Origin of the sequence: Metabacillus sp. YM-086 (assembly GCF_048059995.1) — a bacterium.
Taxonomy (GTDB): Bacteria; Bacillota; Bacilli; order Bacillales; family Bacillaceae; genus Metabacillus; species Metabacillus litoralis_B.
Window position 1 is genome coordinate 78,684 of the sequence record NZ_JBLUOI010000010.1, and the last position, 17,181, is coordinate 95,864.

At 36.7% G+C, this 17,181-nt stretch carries 16 protein-coding genes, 1 pseudogene and 3 riboswitches; of the genes and pseudogenes, 3 read left to right on the top strand and 14 right to left on the bottom strand.

The features are described from left to right. Positions 1 to 37: 37 nt before the first annotated feature. Positions 38 to 2,350, bottom strand: a complete 2,313-nt coding sequence (gene yicI, locus ACEWK1_RS06770) for an alpha-xylosidase (RefSeq protein WP_212135597.1) — start codon at positions 2,348 to 2,350, stop codon at positions 38 to 40. Positions 2,351 to 2,569: 219 nt separating this feature from the next. On the opposite strand from yicI, the gene ACEWK1_RS06775 reads away from it, so the two are divergent. Further along, positions 2,570 to 3,394: an AraC family transcriptional regulator gene (locus ACEWK1_RS06775; protein ID WP_212135595.1), complete on the top strand. Its 825-nt coding sequence runs from the start codon at positions 2,570 to 2,572 to the stop codon at positions 3,392 to 3,394. Between the two features lie 182 nt (positions 3,395 to 3,576). Here ACEWK1_RS06775 and ACEWK1_RS06780 read toward each other — a convergent pair whose 3' ends face one another. The 8 genes and pseudogenes from ACEWK1_RS06780 to ACEWK1_RS06815 all read right to left on the bottom strand — a co-directional run bounded on the left by ACEWK1_RS06780 (position 3,577) and on the right by ACEWK1_RS06815 (position 9,690). Beyond that, complete coding sequence (locus ACEWK1_RS06780) at positions 3,577 to 5,325, bottom strand: methyl-accepting chemotaxis protein (protein ID WP_416635792.1); 1,749 nt, start codon at positions 5,323 to 5,325, stop codon at positions 3,577 to 3,579. Between the two features lie 340 nt (positions 5,326 to 5,665). Next, positions 5,666 to 6,280: a hypothetical protein gene (locus ACEWK1_RS06785; protein WP_212135591.1), complete on the bottom strand. Its 615-nt coding sequence runs from the start codon at positions 6,278 to 6,280 to the stop codon at positions 5,666 to 5,668. A 15-nt stretch (positions 6,281 to 6,295) separates the two neighbouring features. Next, positions 6,296 to 7,000, bottom strand: a complete 705-nt coding sequence (locus ACEWK1_RS06790) for a nuclease-related domain-containing protein (protein WP_212135588.1) — start codon at positions 6,998 to 7,000, stop codon at positions 6,296 to 6,298. Positions 7,001 to 7,078: 78 nt separating this feature from the next. Next, positions 7,079 to 7,171: riboswitch (cyclic di-GMP riboswitch) on the bottom strand. Positions 7,172 to 7,376: 205 nt separating this feature from the next. Continuing rightward, a complete protein-coding gene (locus ACEWK1_RS06795) occupies positions 7,377 to 7,601 on the bottom strand; it encodes a hypothetical protein (protein WP_212135586.1) in 225 nt (74 codons plus the stop codon). Beyond that, positions 7,594 to 7,929 (bottom strand): annotated as a pseudogene (locus ACEWK1_RS06800) (PIN domain-containing protein); the annotation flags it as partial. The gene ACEWK1_RS06795 and the pseudogene ACEWK1_RS06800, both read right to left, overlap by 8 nt. Before the next feature lie 15 nt (positions 7,930 to 7,944). Next, complete coding sequence (locus tag ACEWK1_RS06805; protein WP_212135584.1) at positions 7,945 to 8,733, bottom strand: hypothetical protein; 789 nt, start codon at positions 8,731 to 8,733, stop codon at positions 7,945 to 7,947. Continuing rightward, complete coding sequence (locus tag ACEWK1_RS06810) at positions 8,718 to 9,080, bottom strand: hypothetical protein (RefSeq protein ID WP_121663738.1); 363 nt, start codon at positions 9,078 to 9,080, stop codon at positions 8,718 to 8,720. Before ACEWK1_RS06810 ends, ACEWK1_RS06805 begins: the two co-directional genes overlap by 16 nt. Before the next feature lie 116 nt (positions 9,081 to 9,196). Next, a riboswitch (cyclic di-GMP riboswitch) is annotated at positions 9,197 to 9,290 on the bottom strand. A 13-nt stretch (positions 9,291 to 9,303) separates the two neighbouring features. Continuing rightward, positions 9,304 to 9,690 (bottom strand): hypothetical protein, encoded by a 387-nt coding sequence (locus ACEWK1_RS06815; RefSeq protein ID WP_212135583.1) that lies wholly within the window; start codon positions 9,688 to 9,690, stop codon positions 9,304 to 9,306. A 295-nt stretch (positions 9,691 to 9,985) separates the two neighbouring features. Between ACEWK1_RS06815 and ACEWK1_RS06820 the strand changes: the two genes are divergently transcribed. Then, positions 9,986 to 10,675: a Crp/Fnr family transcriptional regulator gene (locus ACEWK1_RS06820; RefSeq protein WP_212135581.1), complete on the top strand. Its 690-nt coding sequence runs from the start codon at positions 9,986 to 9,988 to the stop codon at positions 10,673 to 10,675. Here the strand turns inward: ACEWK1_RS06820 and ACEWK1_RS06825 are convergent, their stop codons facing one another. Next, positions 10,676 to 11,008, bottom strand: a complete 333-nt coding sequence (locus ACEWK1_RS06825; protein ID WP_212135579.1) for a DUF3307 domain-containing protein — start codon at positions 11,006 to 11,008, stop codon at positions 10,676 to 10,678. Positions 11,009 to 11,119: 111 nt separating this feature from the next. Here ACEWK1_RS06825 and ACEWK1_RS06830 point away from each other — a divergent pair, with 111 nt between their 5' ends. Further along, on the top strand, positions 11,120 to 12,385 hold the full coding sequence (locus ACEWK1_RS06830; protein ID WP_212135577.1) for an adenylate/guanylate cyclase domain-containing protein: 1,266 nt from the start codon (positions 11,120 to 11,122) through the stop codon (positions 12,383 to 12,385). Between the two features lie 199 nt (positions 12,386 to 12,584). On the opposite strand, the gene ACEWK1_RS06835 is transcribed toward ACEWK1_RS06830, so the two are convergent. The 4 genes from ACEWK1_RS06835 to ACEWK1_RS06850 all read right to left on the bottom strand — a co-directional run bounded on the left by ACEWK1_RS06835 (position 12,585) and on the right by ACEWK1_RS06850 (position 16,802). Next, positions 12,585 to 13,022, bottom strand: a complete 438-nt coding sequence (locus ACEWK1_RS06835) for a DUF3862 domain-containing protein (protein WP_232273770.1) — start codon at positions 13,020 to 13,022, stop codon at positions 12,585 to 12,587. A gap of 274 nt (positions 13,023 to 13,296) precedes the next feature. Continuing rightward, positions 13,297 to 14,229: a DUF3298 and DUF4163 domain-containing protein gene (locus tag ACEWK1_RS06840; protein ID WP_212135968.1), complete on the bottom strand. Its 933-nt coding sequence runs from the start codon at positions 14,227 to 14,229 to the stop codon at positions 13,297 to 13,299. A gap of 264 nt (positions 14,230 to 14,493) precedes the next feature. Beyond that, the gene (locus ACEWK1_RS06845) at positions 14,494 to 15,336 is read right to left on the bottom strand and encodes a transposase (RefSeq protein WP_232273769.1); all 843 of its coding nucleotides are present in this window, start codon (positions 15,334 to 15,336) and stop codon (positions 14,494 to 14,496) included. Beyond that, positions 15,288 to 16,802 carry a YifB family Mg chelatase-like AAA ATPase gene (locus tag ACEWK1_RS06850; protein ID WP_212135575.1) on the bottom strand — a complete coding sequence of 505 codons (1,515 nt, stop codon included), beginning with the start codon at positions 16,800 to 16,802 and terminating at the stop codon, positions 15,288 to 15,290. Before ACEWK1_RS06850 ends, ACEWK1_RS06845 begins: the two co-directional genes overlap by 49 nt. 239 nt (positions 16,803 to 17,041) lie before the next feature. Next, positions 17,042 to 17,130, top strand: a riboswitch (cyclic di-GMP riboswitch). The last annotated feature ends 51 nt before the right edge of the window (positions 17,131 to 17,181 follow it).

Consider the following 17,181-nt stretch of genomic DNA (forward strand, 5'->3'; position numbering starts at 1 on the left):
ATTGGAGAGTGATCGTTATATCACTCTCCATGTATTACTACAGAATAATTTCTAGCTTTTGTGATCCTTGAAGATTGATTTTCACTCCATTGGAACTTGTTTCAATTTCTCCAACTGAAGCGGAAGAAACCGACTCACAGTTTGTAAGGACAATTGAATACGTAAGGTCTTCCATACTTGTTTCAATGAAGATTTTGTTATCCTGTTTTACAGCTTGTATCTCACCCTTTTTGTTGCCATTTAAGTCTGTAACAGAAGCAGAAGCACTCTGTCCATTTTGGAGTTGATAAACTTCGAACGTAACATTCTCCGCAAACTCATAGTCTGGACGATTGATTTCCTGTCCAATTGGCAAGATTGTATTTTCTCTTATATACAATGGTAGACTTAGATAATCATAGGTCTCTTTTATCCAAGAACCACCCTCCACTACTTCTTTTGTTAGGTAGTGCGTCCATTTACCTTGTGGTAAGTAACAAGTGCCCACACCCTGTTCATTCATAATCGGGGCTACCAGCAAGCTGCTTCCCAACATATACTGTCGATCAAGTACGTGAGCATTCTGATCCTCAGGAAACTCCAATACCATTGGTCGTAAAACAGGTACTCCTGACTTGCTATTCTCAACAGATGTACTATAAAGGTAAGGCATCAAACGATTTTTTAGTTTTGAAAAATGCTTTGTAACCTCAACTGCTTCTTCATCAAATAGCCACGGTACCCGGTACGATGAGCTGCCATGTAAACGGCTATGTGTTGATAATAAACCGAAAGCCGTCCAACGCTTAAATAAATCAGGTGTTGCAGTATTTTCAAAACCACCAATATCATGACTCCAATAGCCAAATCCTGAGAGTGCTAGTGATAATCCTCCACGTAAGCTTTCGGCCATTGATTCGTACGTTGCATTACAATCGCCACCCCAGTGTACCGGGAACTTTTGACCACCAACTGAAGCAGATCTTGCAAACACAACCGCCTCTTGCTTCCCTTTTTCTTGCTCTAGTAAATCAAAAACAACTTTATTGTAAAGATAAGCATAGTAATTATGCATACGATGTGGATCTGAGCCATCATGATACACAACATCCGTTGGAATTCTTTCACCAAAATCTGTTTTAAAGCTGTCAACACCCATATCAAGGAGTGCTTTTAATTTTGAGCAGTACCAGTCACTTGCAGCTGGATTTGTAAAATCAACCACACCCATGCCTGCCTGCCATAAATCCCACTGCCAAACATCTCCGTTTGGTTTTTTCAATAAATATCCTTTTTCAGCTGCTTCATCAAAAAGCTTCGATTTTTCAGCAATATAAGGATTAATCCAAACGCAAATTTGTAAGCCTTTATCTTTTAATCTTTGTAACATTGCTTCAGGCTCAGGAAATGCATCCCGATCCCATTCGAAATTACTCCACTCAAATTCTTTCATCCAAAAACAATCAAAATGGAAAACACTTAGTGGAATATCACGTTCAGCCATTCCATCGATAAAATGGTTCACCGTTTCTTCGTTATAATCGGTTGTGAAGGAGGTTGTTAACCATAATCCATAAGACCAAGCTGGTGGCAGGGCCGGCTTGCCAGTTAACACTGTATAGTTACTTAACACCTCTTTAGTAGAAGCTCCACCGATGATGTAATACTCAATACTTTCGCCTTCAACACTAAACTGTGTTTTCGACACCGCTTCTGATCCAATTTCGAAGCTTACATTTTCAGGATGATTCACTAGCACCCCATATCCTTGATTACTTAAGTAAAACGGGATATTTTTATATGCTTGTTCTGAGCTTGTTCCGCCATCTTCATTCCAAATGTCAACAGTTTGACCATTTTTCACAAACGGAGTAAAACGTTCACCAAGTCCATAAATATATTCACCAACCCCAAGGTTTAACTGACTACGCATATAGCTTTCTTTTTGAGGTCCGGTAATCCAAGCCACTCCTTTGGAATCAATTGAGGTTAATACTCGATCACCTTGAGAGAATGTGATTTTAAAAGGCTGATAGTTTATGTTTACGCTTACATTACCACTTGCAAAGCTGGCACCGTCTTCATCTTCACGAAGCTCTAGCGCTAATAATTCTTCTTTCACGTCAAAGTTTGGTGTTTTATTCTTAGTTCCTTTGTGATGCCAAGCTTTTACTTTTATCACATTTTCAAGTGGAGATGATAATTGAATCGTAAGTGACGGTAGATTTAACGTATCACCTCTGTGCTGAATATCTTTACACGGTCCATATAAAGTTACCATTTTCTCATCTATTGCAAGATCTCTTACATTCCGGGGATGTTGGATCTCAAACCCTTCCCTCGTTAGCCAAAAACCATCTGTAAATTTCATAGAAACACCCCTAACTGCAGCTTCTCTTCCTTATTTTGCTGTAGGTCATTCATCCTACTTACAGATATAATTATATTGATAAAAATCAGGTAATTCTTGTACAATTAAAACAAGAAGTAGCACAATTCTGATATTTTTTAGAAGGTGATAGCAATAAATAAACATAACTTACTTGAAGATCGAGTACATGGGGATTCATTATTTCCGCTCCGGGTATACATGGTTGACTACTTAGACGGTCAAGTCATTATTAATATGCATTGGCATCCTGAGTTGGAGTTTATTTATGTTGAGGAAGGTCAAATCAATTTACAAATTGGAACTAGAAAGCATCGCTTAAGTGCTGGTAGTGCTTGTTTAATTCCAAGCGAACAATTACACGGGGCGTATCCTTGTGATGATCAACCGTTCAAAATCCATGCAATTGTTTTTCATATTAACCTACTAAGAAGCTTTGGTTATGACTTGATTGAAAGTAACTACATCCAATTTATAAAAAACTTCTCATTGTTTCATTCACTGATCATCAAACCTAACACAACAGATGAAAAAAACATGCTAAAATCAATCGTCAACATCATCGAGGCATATTCAACAAAAGACGCAAGCTATGAACTAAAAATAAAAGGTTACTTGTTTTTATTATTTGCAGATATATTAAGAAAACAAGCCTGGATTCATAACGAAGAAGTAACCGAAAAAGACTTAACAAAAACAGAACTATTAAAAAAAGTTCTGCAATATATTGACCAAAACTACAAACAAAAGCTAACAGTCATGGACCTAGCCTCACAAGTTCAAATGAGCGAAGGCCACTTTAGCCGATTTTTCAAATCACTAGTCCGCATGACTCCAATGGAATACATTAACACAATTAGAATCAGCAAAGCCTGCACTTTATTACAAAAATCCGACCGAAAAATCCTAGACATCGCCATGGACGTAGGCTTCCAAAATCATAGTTACTTTATTCGGTTATTTAAGAAGCAAAAGGGGTGCACACCTGGGGAGTATAAGGGGACAGGTTCCTTGTCCCACTCTTAAGGGGTGGGGGGCCGGAGGGACAGGTCCCCTGTCCCGTTTAAAAGAGTTTTCTAGAAAGCAAAAAGCCCACGCAAGATTTCTCTCGCATGAGCTTTCTTCAACAACTTTTGGTTGGGACGTGGAACCTGTCCCCGTAGCCCCACCCTGCGAAACTTCTGGTTGGGACAAGGAACCTGTCCCCCCTACAACCTAAACTTCTGAATAACCCCCTGCAACTCCTGCGCCATCTTACTCAAGGATTCTGTTGAGCCAGCAATTTCATCCATTGAAGCACTTTGTTCTTCTGCAGCAGCTGCTACTTGTTGAGTGTTGGAGGATGACTGCTCTGATATGTGGGCTACTTCCTCCACGATTCCTACCACATTTTGCGACCTTGAATTTACTTCTTCTACAATCGTAGATACTTCCTGCGTTTGGGAGGTAACTTGTTCAATCAATTCTGCTATCCCATGGAAGGTCTCACCTGTTTGATGGACCATTTTGATTCCTTCTTCTACAACAGCCGTTCCTTCATTCATAGAATGTACAGCCTGGGTTGCCTCATTTTGAATAAGACTTATAGATTTTTGAATTTTCCCAGCAGCTTGACCTGACTGTTCAGCCAATTTGCGAACCTCATCAGCCACGATGGCAAATCCTTTCCCTTGTTCCCCAGCTCTAGCTGCCTCAATTGCTGCGTTAAGAGCTAATAAGTTTGTTTGACTAGCGAGCTCTGTTATGAAATAAACAATTTCATTAATTTCCTTTGTTTTTTCACCAAGACTATTCACTACATTAGAGGTTGTTTTCACCTTATCCTTCACCAGCGTCATTTGCTCAATCGTTTGACTAACAACTTTGCTTCCATTATTTGCAGATTCATTTGTTTGTACAGTAAGTTTAGCTACCTCTTGTATCGCACTTGCAACCTGATTCATACCTTTTGAAATTTCTGTTACTGTATGGTTAGCATGACTTGTACTCAACACCTGTTTCTCTGATCCGATTGCAACTTCTTGAATGGATGTTGAAATCTGCTCGGTTGCCTTTTTTGTCAGCTCCGAACCTGCTGTTAGCTCTTCAGAGGATGCCGCTACTTTTTCCGCAGAATCCCCAACTTGCTTAATTAACCCTTTTAAACTATCAACCATTCTATTAAAATTCTCTGCTAATTCACCAATTTCATCTTTTGATTTAAAAGGTAGTGGTTCTACTGTTAAATCACCGTTTGCCACACTTTTTGACCTTTCTGTGATGGCAATAACGGGCCTTGCCATAACTCCGGAAAACAAGGTAACAACAATAACTCCTATTATGATTGATGCCCCTAATGTGATTAATAGATTCATTAATACACTGTTTGCTCCTTGGTTAAAATCCATCGTATACGTACCAGCGGAAACAATCCAGCCCCAATGAGGATCTTGCTCTGCAAAGGTGATTTTTGGTTCAACTTTATCAGGATTATCAGGTAAAGGCCAATCATATGTTGAAAAACCATTGCCATTTAGCGCCTGTTCTACTATCTCTTTACCAACCTTTGTTCCATTCGGGTCCTCTGAATCCCAGATATTTTCCCCTTCTTTACTAGGGTGGGCAATTAATGACCCATCATCTGAAATCACAAAAACATAGCCGTGTTCGCCAACATCAATATCCTTATTGATAGGTCTAGTCCCATCAGCCCCTTTATCTCCAAGAATAACAGTCTTTACTTGATCCTGTGCTTCTTCAAGAGTCATGGTTCCTTGTTCAACTTCGCTATTTAATAGGTCAATCATTTCCAAGACTAGTTGAACGTTATTTTTTAGCTGGGCTTGACCTGCTGTATCTAGTTCACCGACTGTTTTGTTGTAACTAGTGAACCCAATAACCGCGCTAGGAATAATTAATAATAGCAAACTGAAAAGTAATAATTTTGTGCGGATTGAGTTAAGGAATTTAAGGTTCATTTTTGTTTCCTCCTCCTAGAAAATTAAGCGCTTTCATTTTTGCCTATATTTAGACTAAAACAGACAAATAGCTGGTACTTTTTACACATATCTCTTGAAAATTATATAAGATAATCATACTAGATTTAGGTTAATGATGTATAGCTATTTTTGAATATTCTCACAAATAATTGACATCCAATATTATTAATTCATTTTTTCTGCAGCTATTAGTAGATTTATATTAATGAAAAACCCCATACTCTCTCTTTTAAGTAGTATGGGGTTCTTTATTTTTTGAGATTATTAAGGTATCCCTCACAAACAAGTTAAACAGTAAGGTGGGACAAGGAACCTGTCCCTACTTCAGCGAAATGGTAAACTCTTCGTTGCTGCCTGGTTTTGGAAGCATGCCTCCTTGTTGGTCAACGACTAATACGTTACTTACTATTAGTTCCTGGGGTTCACCGCTTGCTTCTGTAAATTTGAAGGTGTAGCTTTTAGTAGTGCCTGCTTGGAGCTTTTCCATGTGTGGGAAGTTTTCTGTGTATTTTCCTTCTGTTGTGATAAGAGTTGCCGTTCCTGCAGTTCCCCAGCCAAAGGCAACATCAAATTCTTTGTTAGTGTTTTCTACATCCATCACTAATAGGTAACCATCACTTTGTTTTGTCATTGAATAATTAGAAAATGTTAAATGAGTTGTTGTATATGGTTCTAGATTTGATAAGTCAAAATTTGATGAAGATGCCTGCTTTTCCGTTGTGCTCTGAGTAGTAGAAGCAATCTCGGTTTCCGTTAATTCAGCCTTTATTTCTTCCTTCAATGTTTCTTTTAAGTCATCTTTCATTTCTTGCTCTAGCTCTGCTTTTACTTCCTCACGAATTTCTTCTTCTGTTTTTGCTGCTTCCTCATTTTGCGAGCATCCTGCCAATGCTCCTGCAATAAATAAGCTACCTAATACTAGTTTCATTTTCATATCAATTCCTCCATATTAGCTCACAAGTTTTTTCACTGTTTCTAATTCAGCTTCTTTTATGTTGTATCTTGGTTTGTAGTTCGTTAGGAATTCATGTAGGTCATATGATGAAGTAAAAACTGGTGTTTTCTTTGTTTCTACATATACCTCTACTTGAGGGTTTGAGAAGAATACACTTCCTTCTACCCAAACTTTAATACCATTTTTTGATAAATGCTTTGATAAGATATGAACCTGACGTCTTACCTGTTTTACTGGATTTCTCATTTCCTTTGAGTACTCTCCGCCTTTGCGCCCTACCTTATGTTGAGTCCATGATCTGTCTTCTTCATTACCTGCAATGGTTCCATTATGATTTTTCACTTCAACAACAAAAACTCCATTTTTCCCAATAATGACATGATCAAGCTCAGCCCTTCCTTCCTCAGTAGAAAGCTGAACAGAACTATAGACCTCATAGCCTTCCGGGAGATTGGCCAGGATTTCTGTTGTACGCTCTTCTCCACTTATTCCAGCACGCAATGTTGAATATTTCCTCCAAAAGTAGGCACCAATCCAACCCGGTACAATAGGTAATAGATGAAAAATACCATTAAAGTGAAAGCCTTGGAAAAATGCAATGAAGTAAGCTATTGGTGGAATCCAAAACAGGATACCTAGGGTTAAATATGTGTTTGCCTTCTTTGATAAAGCATTGCTGCCTTTATGTATCGTTGCCATCTCTTCACTTCTCCTTTTTAAAATAAAAAAGACTACTAGACATATTTCGGCCAGTAGTCGTAACAATACAGTTCGTGTATCGGTAGCCCGACGATCATCATTCTAATTTAATAGAATATTAGACTCGTGGCTTTGCGTCCTACCCTTTCGGAAAGTTTGCCAAAAATAAAGCTATTCAATTATCGTCATTGAACCATTACTATTTTCATAATGAAAGTTATTTTATAGTTATTTAGTCATGTTGATTATAAGGTCTTTTTTAGTGTTTTTCCAGATAAATATCATTTTTTCCAAAAAAAGTTTTTACTATTATTTGACTGATAGCTTCTGACGTAAGAGCTCCTTTTCACTTGAAAGACTACTTCTACACCTATTCCTATATTTTTTTCATCCCTTTTAAAAGCCTAAATGTTATTTCACTATAAAATAATAATGAGATGGCAATTGTTGCACCAACAAAACAAAAGTAAACATCCATATGAATTGCCACGTACCCTAGTTCCAGAAATGACGCCATGTTTATGACGCTTAATAGAAATAACATGAAAGAAAATACGTACATTCCCATCGCACTTACACGTTCCATTTTTCTACTATGCAATTAACTCACTCCAATTTGATGAATATTGTGGTATTTTTATTTCCATTACCTTTAGTCCTGCTAATCTTGATGACGTTACGAAGTTTGTATCATCTGAAGCTACAATGATAGAAGAATTGCCATGTTCCATTTCATACGCATAATGCTCGATAATGCGATCATCATTTTCTTTTTTTGTCAGCTTAATCGTGAGACCCTTTTTAAATTGAATGATCTGTTCCTCAGTCATCGTAATTTCTCTTGCATTCCCTATGCTAACCATATAATCGAACAAATCACTTGCTCTTGCAGCAGCTGCCCTAATATTTCGGTCTTCATTTTTCTTTAATCCGTTCCATTCATCTCAAACAATAGGGCTTATGACTACTTTGTATTTTTTGATGATGTCACATAAATCATTGTTTAATTTCATAAATACATTTGAATCGATCGCAATTTCATAGTCATTTTCTTTACATCTGTCTAACTCTTTCAAAATAATTGTGTTTAATATGAGAGAATTGGCCAGCCGTCTTTTAGGTTTTAATGTTTTTTCTAAGCCTTCTAATTCTTTATTGTGAATATACAAGTCCGTTGTGACTGCTTTTTTCTTCCATATGAATTCTTTCTTCATTTCTTGTAATTCCTTTTCTTTAACTTCATTTAATGCTATTAACTGATCTTTCTTCGTTACGACCTTTTCTACTTCTCTTCTGAAGTATTCTTCCTTACTTGCTAGTTTTGTTAGTGCTTGATTTCGAAGGTGAATGGATAAAAGTGCTGTAACAAGGAGACTGTAAAACACGAAATGAAATGATGGAATAATTTCTAATGTTTCAGGTTGAAGTGATAAAACTCCAGCAGCAAATAATATTGTATGAAACCCAGCATCTATTTTCACTCTATATTCAGCTTCATAATCATTGTAAATATATGAAGATATGAATGGGAAAAATAGAGTGATGATAAAGTTCATCATTTGATTTGATGATCCCCTTTTCTCTCTTATTAAATCAATGATCAAGAAACCCACGGCTAAATAAAAGAAGGAAAGAAAATAAAGGATAACACCTCTAACCAATACTTTAAGATATGCATACACATCACTACCTTTTAAATCTAAAATCATGTCTATATTTAAAAGCCATTCCATGATAATCCCTCCTCTAGTTTTGCTTTATATTCCATTCGGAGCTTTGATAGATCTTTGACTAACATTTCCTTCTCTACTTCTAATTTGATGATTTGTTCTTTTTTTATTTCAATTTGTTCTTCTTTTTCAAGTAACTCGTAGAACTCCTGATTTTGTATTTTCTCACGACGCTCTAGGTCTTCTCTAACTCTAGTAATCTGTTGAATTTCTTTTTCGAGAAGTGATAATTCCTCATGACACTCAACCTTATAAGTGTTTAACCACTTTCGAGTATTAGGTAATAACCCAAACAATAAATAAAAAGCTACTAAACTAGCTAAAATAACTAAGAGAAAAATTAATCCCATATTCCTACCTCCTAATTTTGGGACAAGGAACCTGTCCCCATAAAAAAAGACTACAAGTCAAGTATCCCCATAAAAAAAGACTACAAGTCAAGTAGTCGTCGCAATACAGTTCGTGTATAAGCAGCCCGACGATCATCATTCTAATTTTGTTAGAATCTTAGACTCGTAGCTTTGCGTCCTACCCTTTCGGAAAGTTTGCCAATATTAACATATATTCTATTTTTTAAAACTGATGGTGATTATGATCGTTAAATGAATGATCTATGCCATGATCGTGCCCATGGTAGTGCTCATCAATATTTACATCAATACCTGGATTTAAATACGGATCCATAGATTCATCCATCATTCTTTGCATTTCCATTTGATCTAAAAGCTCATTTTGCAGGGCAAATTCCTGCATTTGCTGTAAGTTCAGCTGCTCTAATTGATCAATCATATCTTGATCTAGTTGTTGGTCTTCCATTAGTTGATGTAAGAATGCTGCTGTTGCTGCACCTCCAACACCTGCAGCTACCCTTGATCTTGATAATCCTTTTGCTTTCTTTTTTGATTTTTTTACCAGGTTGTAAATAACGAAACCTGCAATAATATAAATAATAACTTCCATGAATAAGTCCCCCTTAACTTTATGATTAAGTAGAATTTTAACAGTAGATGAATAGTCAGTCTGTTACTCCCATTACAGAAGTTGTATGTTTAGAAAATTTAATTATAGGATTAGCTATCTCACCTATTAGGAATTTCCTCCTATCCTTTTTCCAAAAACTACTTAACAACGTTCATCTCTTTCATGTATGATTATCTCGTATCTACCCGAAATATTCTGTGTGATCCTTAACATAAAAAATGTTAAATTGATCACATTTTCTATCATACTTCCTAGTACTTTTGAGGTAAAAAACATGACAAACATTCCAAGACAACTTTTAGAAAGCATCGACTTATTTCATGATTTAAACGAAGAAGAATTGTCTGAAGTTCAAAGACTGTTCCGTGAGAAAACATTTAAAAAGGGGACAACTCTTTTTCACGAAGGAGATTATGGAGAAGAACTTTTTATTATCGAAAAAGGTAGTGTCAAAATCTTCAGAGAGGATTTTACGAGAGAAACCATTTTGACGATTTTAAAAGATGGAGATTATTTTGGAGAAATGGGGATTCTTCAATACAATGAACAGCGCTCGGCCAACGCTGAGGCCCTACAACCTTGTACTGTTTATACTATTCATCGATCAGACTTTACTAAGTTACTAGAAAAAAATCCTCACATTTCGATTAAGCTATTATATGTTTCAATGAAACGACTGCGTAAAGCCAATGAAATGATTAGAAGTCTAACAAGTTTAGACGCTAGAACTCGAATTCTTAAAACACTAATTGATTTGTCCGAGGATTATGGGGTAATAATTGAAGGAGAAATTTTAATTGACCTTAAGCTAACACATCAACAAATTGCTGATATGTCAGGCGTCGTTAGAGAAACTGTTTCAAAGGTGTTAGTAGAATTACAGCAGAGCAATACGATTAGTATAGAAAGTAAAAAGATTTCAATTAAAAAACTAACTCATTTAGAAGAGCAAGTTGGTGTATGACTAATAGTTTGATAAAGCAAAAATAAGTATTTGAACGCCATGAAGCAATTGATCTACAACTAAACCCAGTCCTTCAGGGCTAAGTTTACGAAAAAACCAAAGCTGATTTGCTTTTAAATAATCGATGATTCCATGGACAACAAATAGGAATATCACATCAACAAAAGTGACTTGAAAGCCAATGAGAAAACCCGCTATCGATACTGTACCTGTCCATATCACAGAGTGCGCAATCAGACTTATTATGTTTTTACCCTTTGTTTCAGCTAGGTATTTCCCTTGTAGCGGATAGTCTCCGAGAAAATGCGCATAAATCAGTAGAAGATAGCTCAATTGGTCACAGCCTTTCTTATTTTTACTACCTAACAAGATAACATGGTTAGTGGTTCTATTCTGTAACCTGTATTACATTTTAATTTATTTTTTTAGATGATTGGTGAAAAGATGAAAAGTCTCGAAGAATTACTCATAAACTCTAAAAAGCTTAAGTTTCCTCACGAAATGGAAAAGCAGTATATCACTGCCTATAACCAGCTCACTGCACAATATGCAGTTTGGTATATACCCGTTGGAATTGTGTTTGTTATCTCCTTAATGCTCTTTGATTTGGCAAGCTTTCCGGCTGTTGAACAAAGAAAGATGGTTGCCATCCGATTTATTTCACTAGTTATTCTTGTCTTTGTTTATATATTAAATTTTTCAGGAAAGTTTCAAGCTTTTTCACAGTTATATATATCTATTATTCTCCTTTCCATTGATATAGGGCTAAAATGGATTATGATGATTAGTGAACCTGATGATATATCATTTAACTATTACTTTATAGGTGTGTTTCTCCTCATTGCTGTTACCTACTGTATGGTACGAATTCGCTTTGTTGCTGCGAATATTTTAGCTTTGTTTTATATCCTTAGCTATGCCTTTGTTGCAGTATTCTACCAGTTCCCTGTTGCATCCGAGGAACAAATTCTCATCATAAAGTTAATTATTTTCATGCTAGGTGCTTTTTCTTTACTTTGCACAACAACATGCTATTTTTTAGAATATTTCAGCCGACGGGATTTTATTTTTCAAAAAATCATTGAAGAGGAGCGCAGAGCATCAGAAGAGTTATTATTAAATATATTGCCTGTTCATGTGGTTAATAGGCTTAAATCTGGTGATACCGTTATTGCTGATAGTCATGAGCATGTTACGATCCTTTTTGCTGACCTTGTAGGGTTCACTAAAATTTCTCGTGTTCTCCCCGCTTCCGAGCTGGTTATGATTTTAAATACAATATTCACCGCTTTTGATGAACTTTCCGAGAAATATGATGTGGAAAAAATTAAAACAATTGGAGACTCTTATATGGTGTCATCGAAGGTAGGATCTGATTCAAGGGAATCCGCTGAGAAGATCGTCCATTTAGCTGAAGATATGATAAAAGTTATTTCTTCACTTAAAGAGCAAGCAAAATTACCATTACATATTCGAATTGGCATCCACACTGGCCCAGTCGTTGCTGGAGTCATTGGTAAAAATAAATTCGCCTATGACATGTGGGGAGACACCGTTAATACCGCCTCTCGAATGGAATCAACAGGCATTAATGGCAAAGTCCAAGTATCCGAAGCTACCTTCACGATCCTCAAAGATAAATTCGACTTTATCGAACGCGGAAAAATTAACGTAAAAGGCCTCGGAATGGTTCGGGTTTATTTGTTATAGGGACAGGTTCCTTGTCCAATTTTGGCTTTCCTTTCCTACCATATTTAATCATAGGTCTGGTTTACCTTCTTAAACATTTTCCTATTTAAAACAAGGGTTGTCCTGTATGGACAACCCTTTAATAACTTAGTCTAGAAAACCCATATCTACTTTCAATTTCCTTTTAATAGATATACAGAGGGACAAGGAACCTGTCCCCCTATTCCAACCCAATCTGAGTCTTATCAATCAGTTGTCCACCTTGAAACGTAAAGTTTGCGGCTTTATTTTCATCGCCAGTTTCCCACTTATACATAACTGTGTGAACCTCGGATCCTTTTTCTCCTGCCTCGGACATGATTTCCCCATCGGAACCGATGATTTGTTTCACTTCATCATATGTCATGCCATTTTCAATTTGTTTATACTTTTCTACTGTTAGAAGTTCAGCCTCATTCTTCACCTCTGACTTTTCCTCTTCGTTTGAACTATCTGCTGAATCTTCTGTTTGTTCAGTTGTTTGACTCTCTTCTTGTTGAGACTCTTCCTTAGTAGCATCATTACCTTTATTTATGCCCCAAATGATAAGCCCAACTAAGATAATCACAACAACGATCGCTGCAACTAGAAAACCTACTTTTTTATTGTTTGATTTCAAGAATACATACCTCCACACTATTTTAAAAGTTTCCTATTATTAGGATAACATTTCTACAGGGACATGGGGACAGGCACTTTGTCCCATCCATTATAATGAGTGGTAAATCATACAAAAGATATGACGTTATCCATTACTGATTTACCACAAAAAAACTAGCGATCTTTCCATTGAAAGTCGCTAGTTTACTTTTACTTACTATTCAATTACACCTCAGGAACTTCGACGAATTCCATAAATCGCTGGGACAAGGAACCTGTCCCTCAATTATACCTCAATTATAAACAACAGAAGGTACAATCACTTCTGGGTTTCCTGATGCGTATGGGGCTACTTCGTATTCTTGGAAGAATAGTTTAACTCCTTTTGCATTGTAAACCCATGGTCGATCACTGTCGTTAATGACAATTTGGTTTACGGAATCTAATAATAACATTTCTTCGCCACGTTTTTCTTGGTTTCGTAAATCATTATATGCATAGTTTCTAACTGTTTTTGTTTTTCCCTTGATTGCTGATGATAAGTTAATTGTGTTTCCAGTTAAACAATCAAAATTCAATGTGTAAATACCGCTCATACCATGAGCACCACCTGTATAGGCATACTCTCTAAAAAGAACACTTAGACGATGTTCTTGGTTATAGTGAATTTCGAATGTAAAATCATATTCCCAATCCCAAAAATCTCCGTATCCATAGTCATCCCAATCTTCTCTTGCAGCAGCTTCTTCCTCTTCAAAGCTAAGGATTGTTTCGTTGATAGATTGAGCGATTGAATATAGCTCGTCATTGATTTTCTTTTCTGCCTTTTTGTCAAACATACCAGTTACTTGAGGATAGATAAAATTTGTACCTGGGTATGTTTTTTTCACAATTCTTACACCATTAGCAGCTTGTAATCTAGATTGAGATGGAGTCTCATACTTTACTGAACTATCATTTTTTACAAACTTTCCTCCACCGATTCCTAAATAGCCCTTACGATTTGTATAAACTCTGTTTAACTGATTCTTCTTAGCAGTGCCTGATTTAACATATTCATCGTCAGACTTAGTGTAGATATTAACATCTTTCAGCATTGTTACTCGACCAATTTGGCCTTTTTTAAGTTCCATATCCCCCCACATAACCTTAGCGGCTGCTGATTGTGGTTGTACGAAACTAAGAGATAATAGTAAAACAAGTAATAATGGCAAAACCTTTTTCATAAACAAATCCTCTCTCCTAGTATAAAAGTATTATTAACAAGGAAATATTACCATGATTATTCAATGAACGGAATGTATATTAATTGACAAAAAACGACAGAGGGACAGGTTCCTTGTCCCGTTGAAACTTCTGTTGTTTAGATAGTTACACACCTACTACATACGTTACATATTGTGATATCGTGTAAATGCTAGAAGTATATTATAAAAATCTGAATAAAGTAATTTACCTATATATTTATATTGAAAAAATTATGGGACAGTTCACCTGTCCCTCTGTCCCGATAGCACCTGACCCACCCGATCAATCACAGACCTCGACACGCCGGTCACTCTCGACAGCTGTCTTACTGAAACTCCATTCATCTCTTTCAACCTACTTAAGATCAAATCTCTCTTTTCTTTGTCCATCTGTTGCAAAAGACTCACATGGGTAACCCCCATTTCACATAAGTAATCTTTCACTTCACTATCAGTTACCCTTATTCTCACATGATCATCTAGACACTCATCATCATTTGGCTGTCCCATATATTCTTTATACAGTTTAATAGCATCACTTCTATCATTAGAAAACAAATCAAGTCCATAATTTATATCAATAATTTCCGGCCTTACAATATACTCGTTCACACTCGTCCATTTACTTTCGAAAACATTCCCGGTCAATCCCGCTTTTAAAGGATTTTGATGTATATATCTTAAAACCTTTAAAAAAGAAAATGTACTCTCAACCACTTCACTTTTAAAACGATCTTGAAACAAATGCCCATAGCGATCGTATTTCATGTTGTACCAGTAAACATAGCTTGAGCTAATACGCTTGATAGATTCCGAGATACTCTCCGTTTCCTCCTTCAATAAGAGATGAACATGATTATCCATTAAACAATAACTAAATAGCAGATATTTGCGTTGATCTTTATATTTTTTAACGGTTTCTAGAAATCTTATTCTATCGGCGTCATCTTCAAAAATCGTTTGTTTGTTTACTCCTCTTAGCATAACGTGGTAGATGCCGCTACTACTCTTTTTCCTTGGTATCCTTGGCATAACATTCACCTCAGTTCCCGGAAAACTGCTCGTCTTAATTGAATAGCCTTCCATACGGACTCATCCGTTATCTGTCGTTCTCCTGCTAAATCTGCGATCGTTCTGGCTAAGCGAAAAATTTTGATTTGAACGCGGTTACTCCAGAGATTTTTCGTTGCCTCCTGCATTATTATTTTTTGCTGTTTATCAGTCAAAGGGCTGGTTTTAATGAATAAATCATAAGGCACTTTTGCATTTGTAACCTGTTCTTGATACCGAGTAAATTGCTTCTTCCTCGCCTTTTCTACACGCCCCCGCATTTCCGAGGATTTTTCTTGCTTCCCTGTGGCCTGATTGAGATTAACAGAATTCAACGAAAGCAGGATATCCATTCGATCATAAACAGGTCCTGATACACGATTGCGATAAGCTTTTATTTGTTTTTGAGTACATGTGCAATAGTGAGAGGCAGAGCCGAGGTAACCACATGGACAAGGATTCATAGCCCCGATGAGGATAAAAGAAGTAGGATATATAACGGTTGAGTGAACCCTGCTAATAGTGCCCTTTCCTGTTTCTAGAGGTTGACGAAGCATATCTATGGTTTTCTTTGTAAATTCGGCCATTTCATCTAGGAAAAGAACACCATGGTGGGCAAGTGAGATTTCACCTGGCTTTGAATAAGAACCACCACCTATAATCGCGATGGAGGAGGCAGAATGATGCGGATTTCGAAATGGGGCCATTTGTGGATCATGCATTCTTTCGTTTGCAAGTTGATACAAGCTGATCACTTCTAGTTGTGCTGACTTTGACAGTGGTGGAAGAATGGACGGAAATGTTTCAGCAAGCACACTTTTTCCACAACCAGGTGGACCGCTCATGAGGACATTGTGACCTCCGGCAGCAGCTATTTCTAGTGCTTCTTTTGAAAATTGATGACCTATAATGTGAGAAAAATCCTTTTGGTGGTCGTTGAATGAGGGTTCCTGCTTAGGAAAGGATGTAACTGATGGTAACGGCGTAGGAGCCTCACCAGATAAGAGCTTAACTACATCATGAACATGTTGAACAACAACACACTCGATTCCGTTTAACATATCAATCGGGACACGTGGATCGTATGGAAGAAAAACTTTCTTATACCCCAATTTTTTAGCAGCAATTAACGCAGGCAGCATCCCCTCGACCCTTTCAACCATCCCATCTAGCGACAAAGCCCCAATGAACATGGTGTCGTGTGGAATCTGTTCCTTTATATAATTCTTTTCCTTAAGAAGTCCTAGAGCAATAGGCAAATCAAACAACGGACCATTTTTCCTCTGTTCTGATGGTGATAAATTGACTACTACCTTCTCTGCTGTACCTGAATTAACAATCGCTCGGATCGATGATAATACACGTTCCTTTGATTTCTTTACAGAAGCATCCGGCAGTCCGACAATGACCATTGACTCCACTCCGGGGCGAACTTGTACTTCTACTTGAACTCTATAACCTTCTAAACCTCTTAAACCAACGCTTGAGATTTTTACTGTCAAAGGCATGGCCTCCTTATATCAAATTATTATTTAATGGAAAAAAGTTGAGCTGACTCTGTAGGGGAAAAAAACCGGAGATATGAGTTAATTTCGACATTATCTAAGGAAATCCTGCAGTTTATTTACTTTTTTAAAATTTTAATACAGTAAAATACATCTAATCTATAGAGGCAAGTATATAAAGGGTAAGAGGTCTGTTCCTTTATTACTATAAATGATATAATGCTAAAGTATTAAAAAAATATTCACGGCAAACCAATTGAAAGATTGGGACGCAAAGCTACGAGTCTAAGGTGGTTTAACCCACTATGATCGTCGGGTTGCAAAACATCTATAAATCTAATTTCTAGAGATTATATGAATCATGCAACCTAACGAG

Coding starts and splice junctions, on each gene's coding strand:
- ACEWK1_RS06840 (WP_212135968.1), bottom strand. CDS start 14,229: ATGAAAAAGGTTTTGCCATTATTACTTGTTTTACTATTATCTCTTAGT.
- yicI (WP_212135597.1), bottom strand. CDS start 2,350: ATGAAATTTACAGATGGTTTTTGGCTAACGAGGGAAGGGTTTGAGATC.
- ACEWK1_RS06780 (WP_416635792.1), bottom strand. CDS start 5,325: ATGAACCTTAAATTCCTTAACTCAATCCGCACAAAATTATTACTTTTC.
- ACEWK1_RS06775 (WP_212135595.1), top strand. CDS start 2,570: ATGGTTGACTACTTAGACGGTCAAGTCATTATTAATATGCATTGGCAT.
- ACEWK1_RS06830 (WP_212135577.1), top strand. CDS start 11,120: ATGAAAAGTCTCGAAGAATTACTCATAAACTCTAAAAAGCTTAAGTTT.
- ACEWK1_RS06790 (WP_212135588.1), bottom strand. CDS start 7,000: ATGGCAACGATACATAAAGGCAGCAATGCTTTATCAAAGAAGGCAAAC.
- ACEWK1_RS06810 (WP_121663738.1), bottom strand. CDS start 9,080: ATGGGATTAATTTTTCTCTTAGTTATTTTAGCTAGTTTAGTAGCTTTT.
- ACEWK1_RS06785 (WP_212135591.1), bottom strand. CDS start 6,280: ATGAAAATGAAACTAGTATTAGGTAGCTTATTTATTGCAGGAGCATTG.
- ACEWK1_RS06815 (WP_212135583.1), bottom strand. CDS start 9,690: ATGGAAGTTATTATTTATATTATTGCAGGTTTCGTTATTTACAACCTG.
- ACEWK1_RS06845 (WP_232273769.1), bottom strand. CDS start 15,336: ATGGAAGGCTATTCAATTAAGACGAGCAGTTTTCCGGGAACTGAGGTG.
- ACEWK1_RS06820 (WP_212135581.1), top strand. CDS start 9,986: ATGACAAACATTCCAAGACAACTTTTAGAAAGCATCGACTTATTTCAT.
- ACEWK1_RS06805 (WP_212135584.1), bottom strand. CDS start 8,733: ATGGAATGGCTTTTAAATATAGACATGATTTTAGATTTAAAAGGTAGT.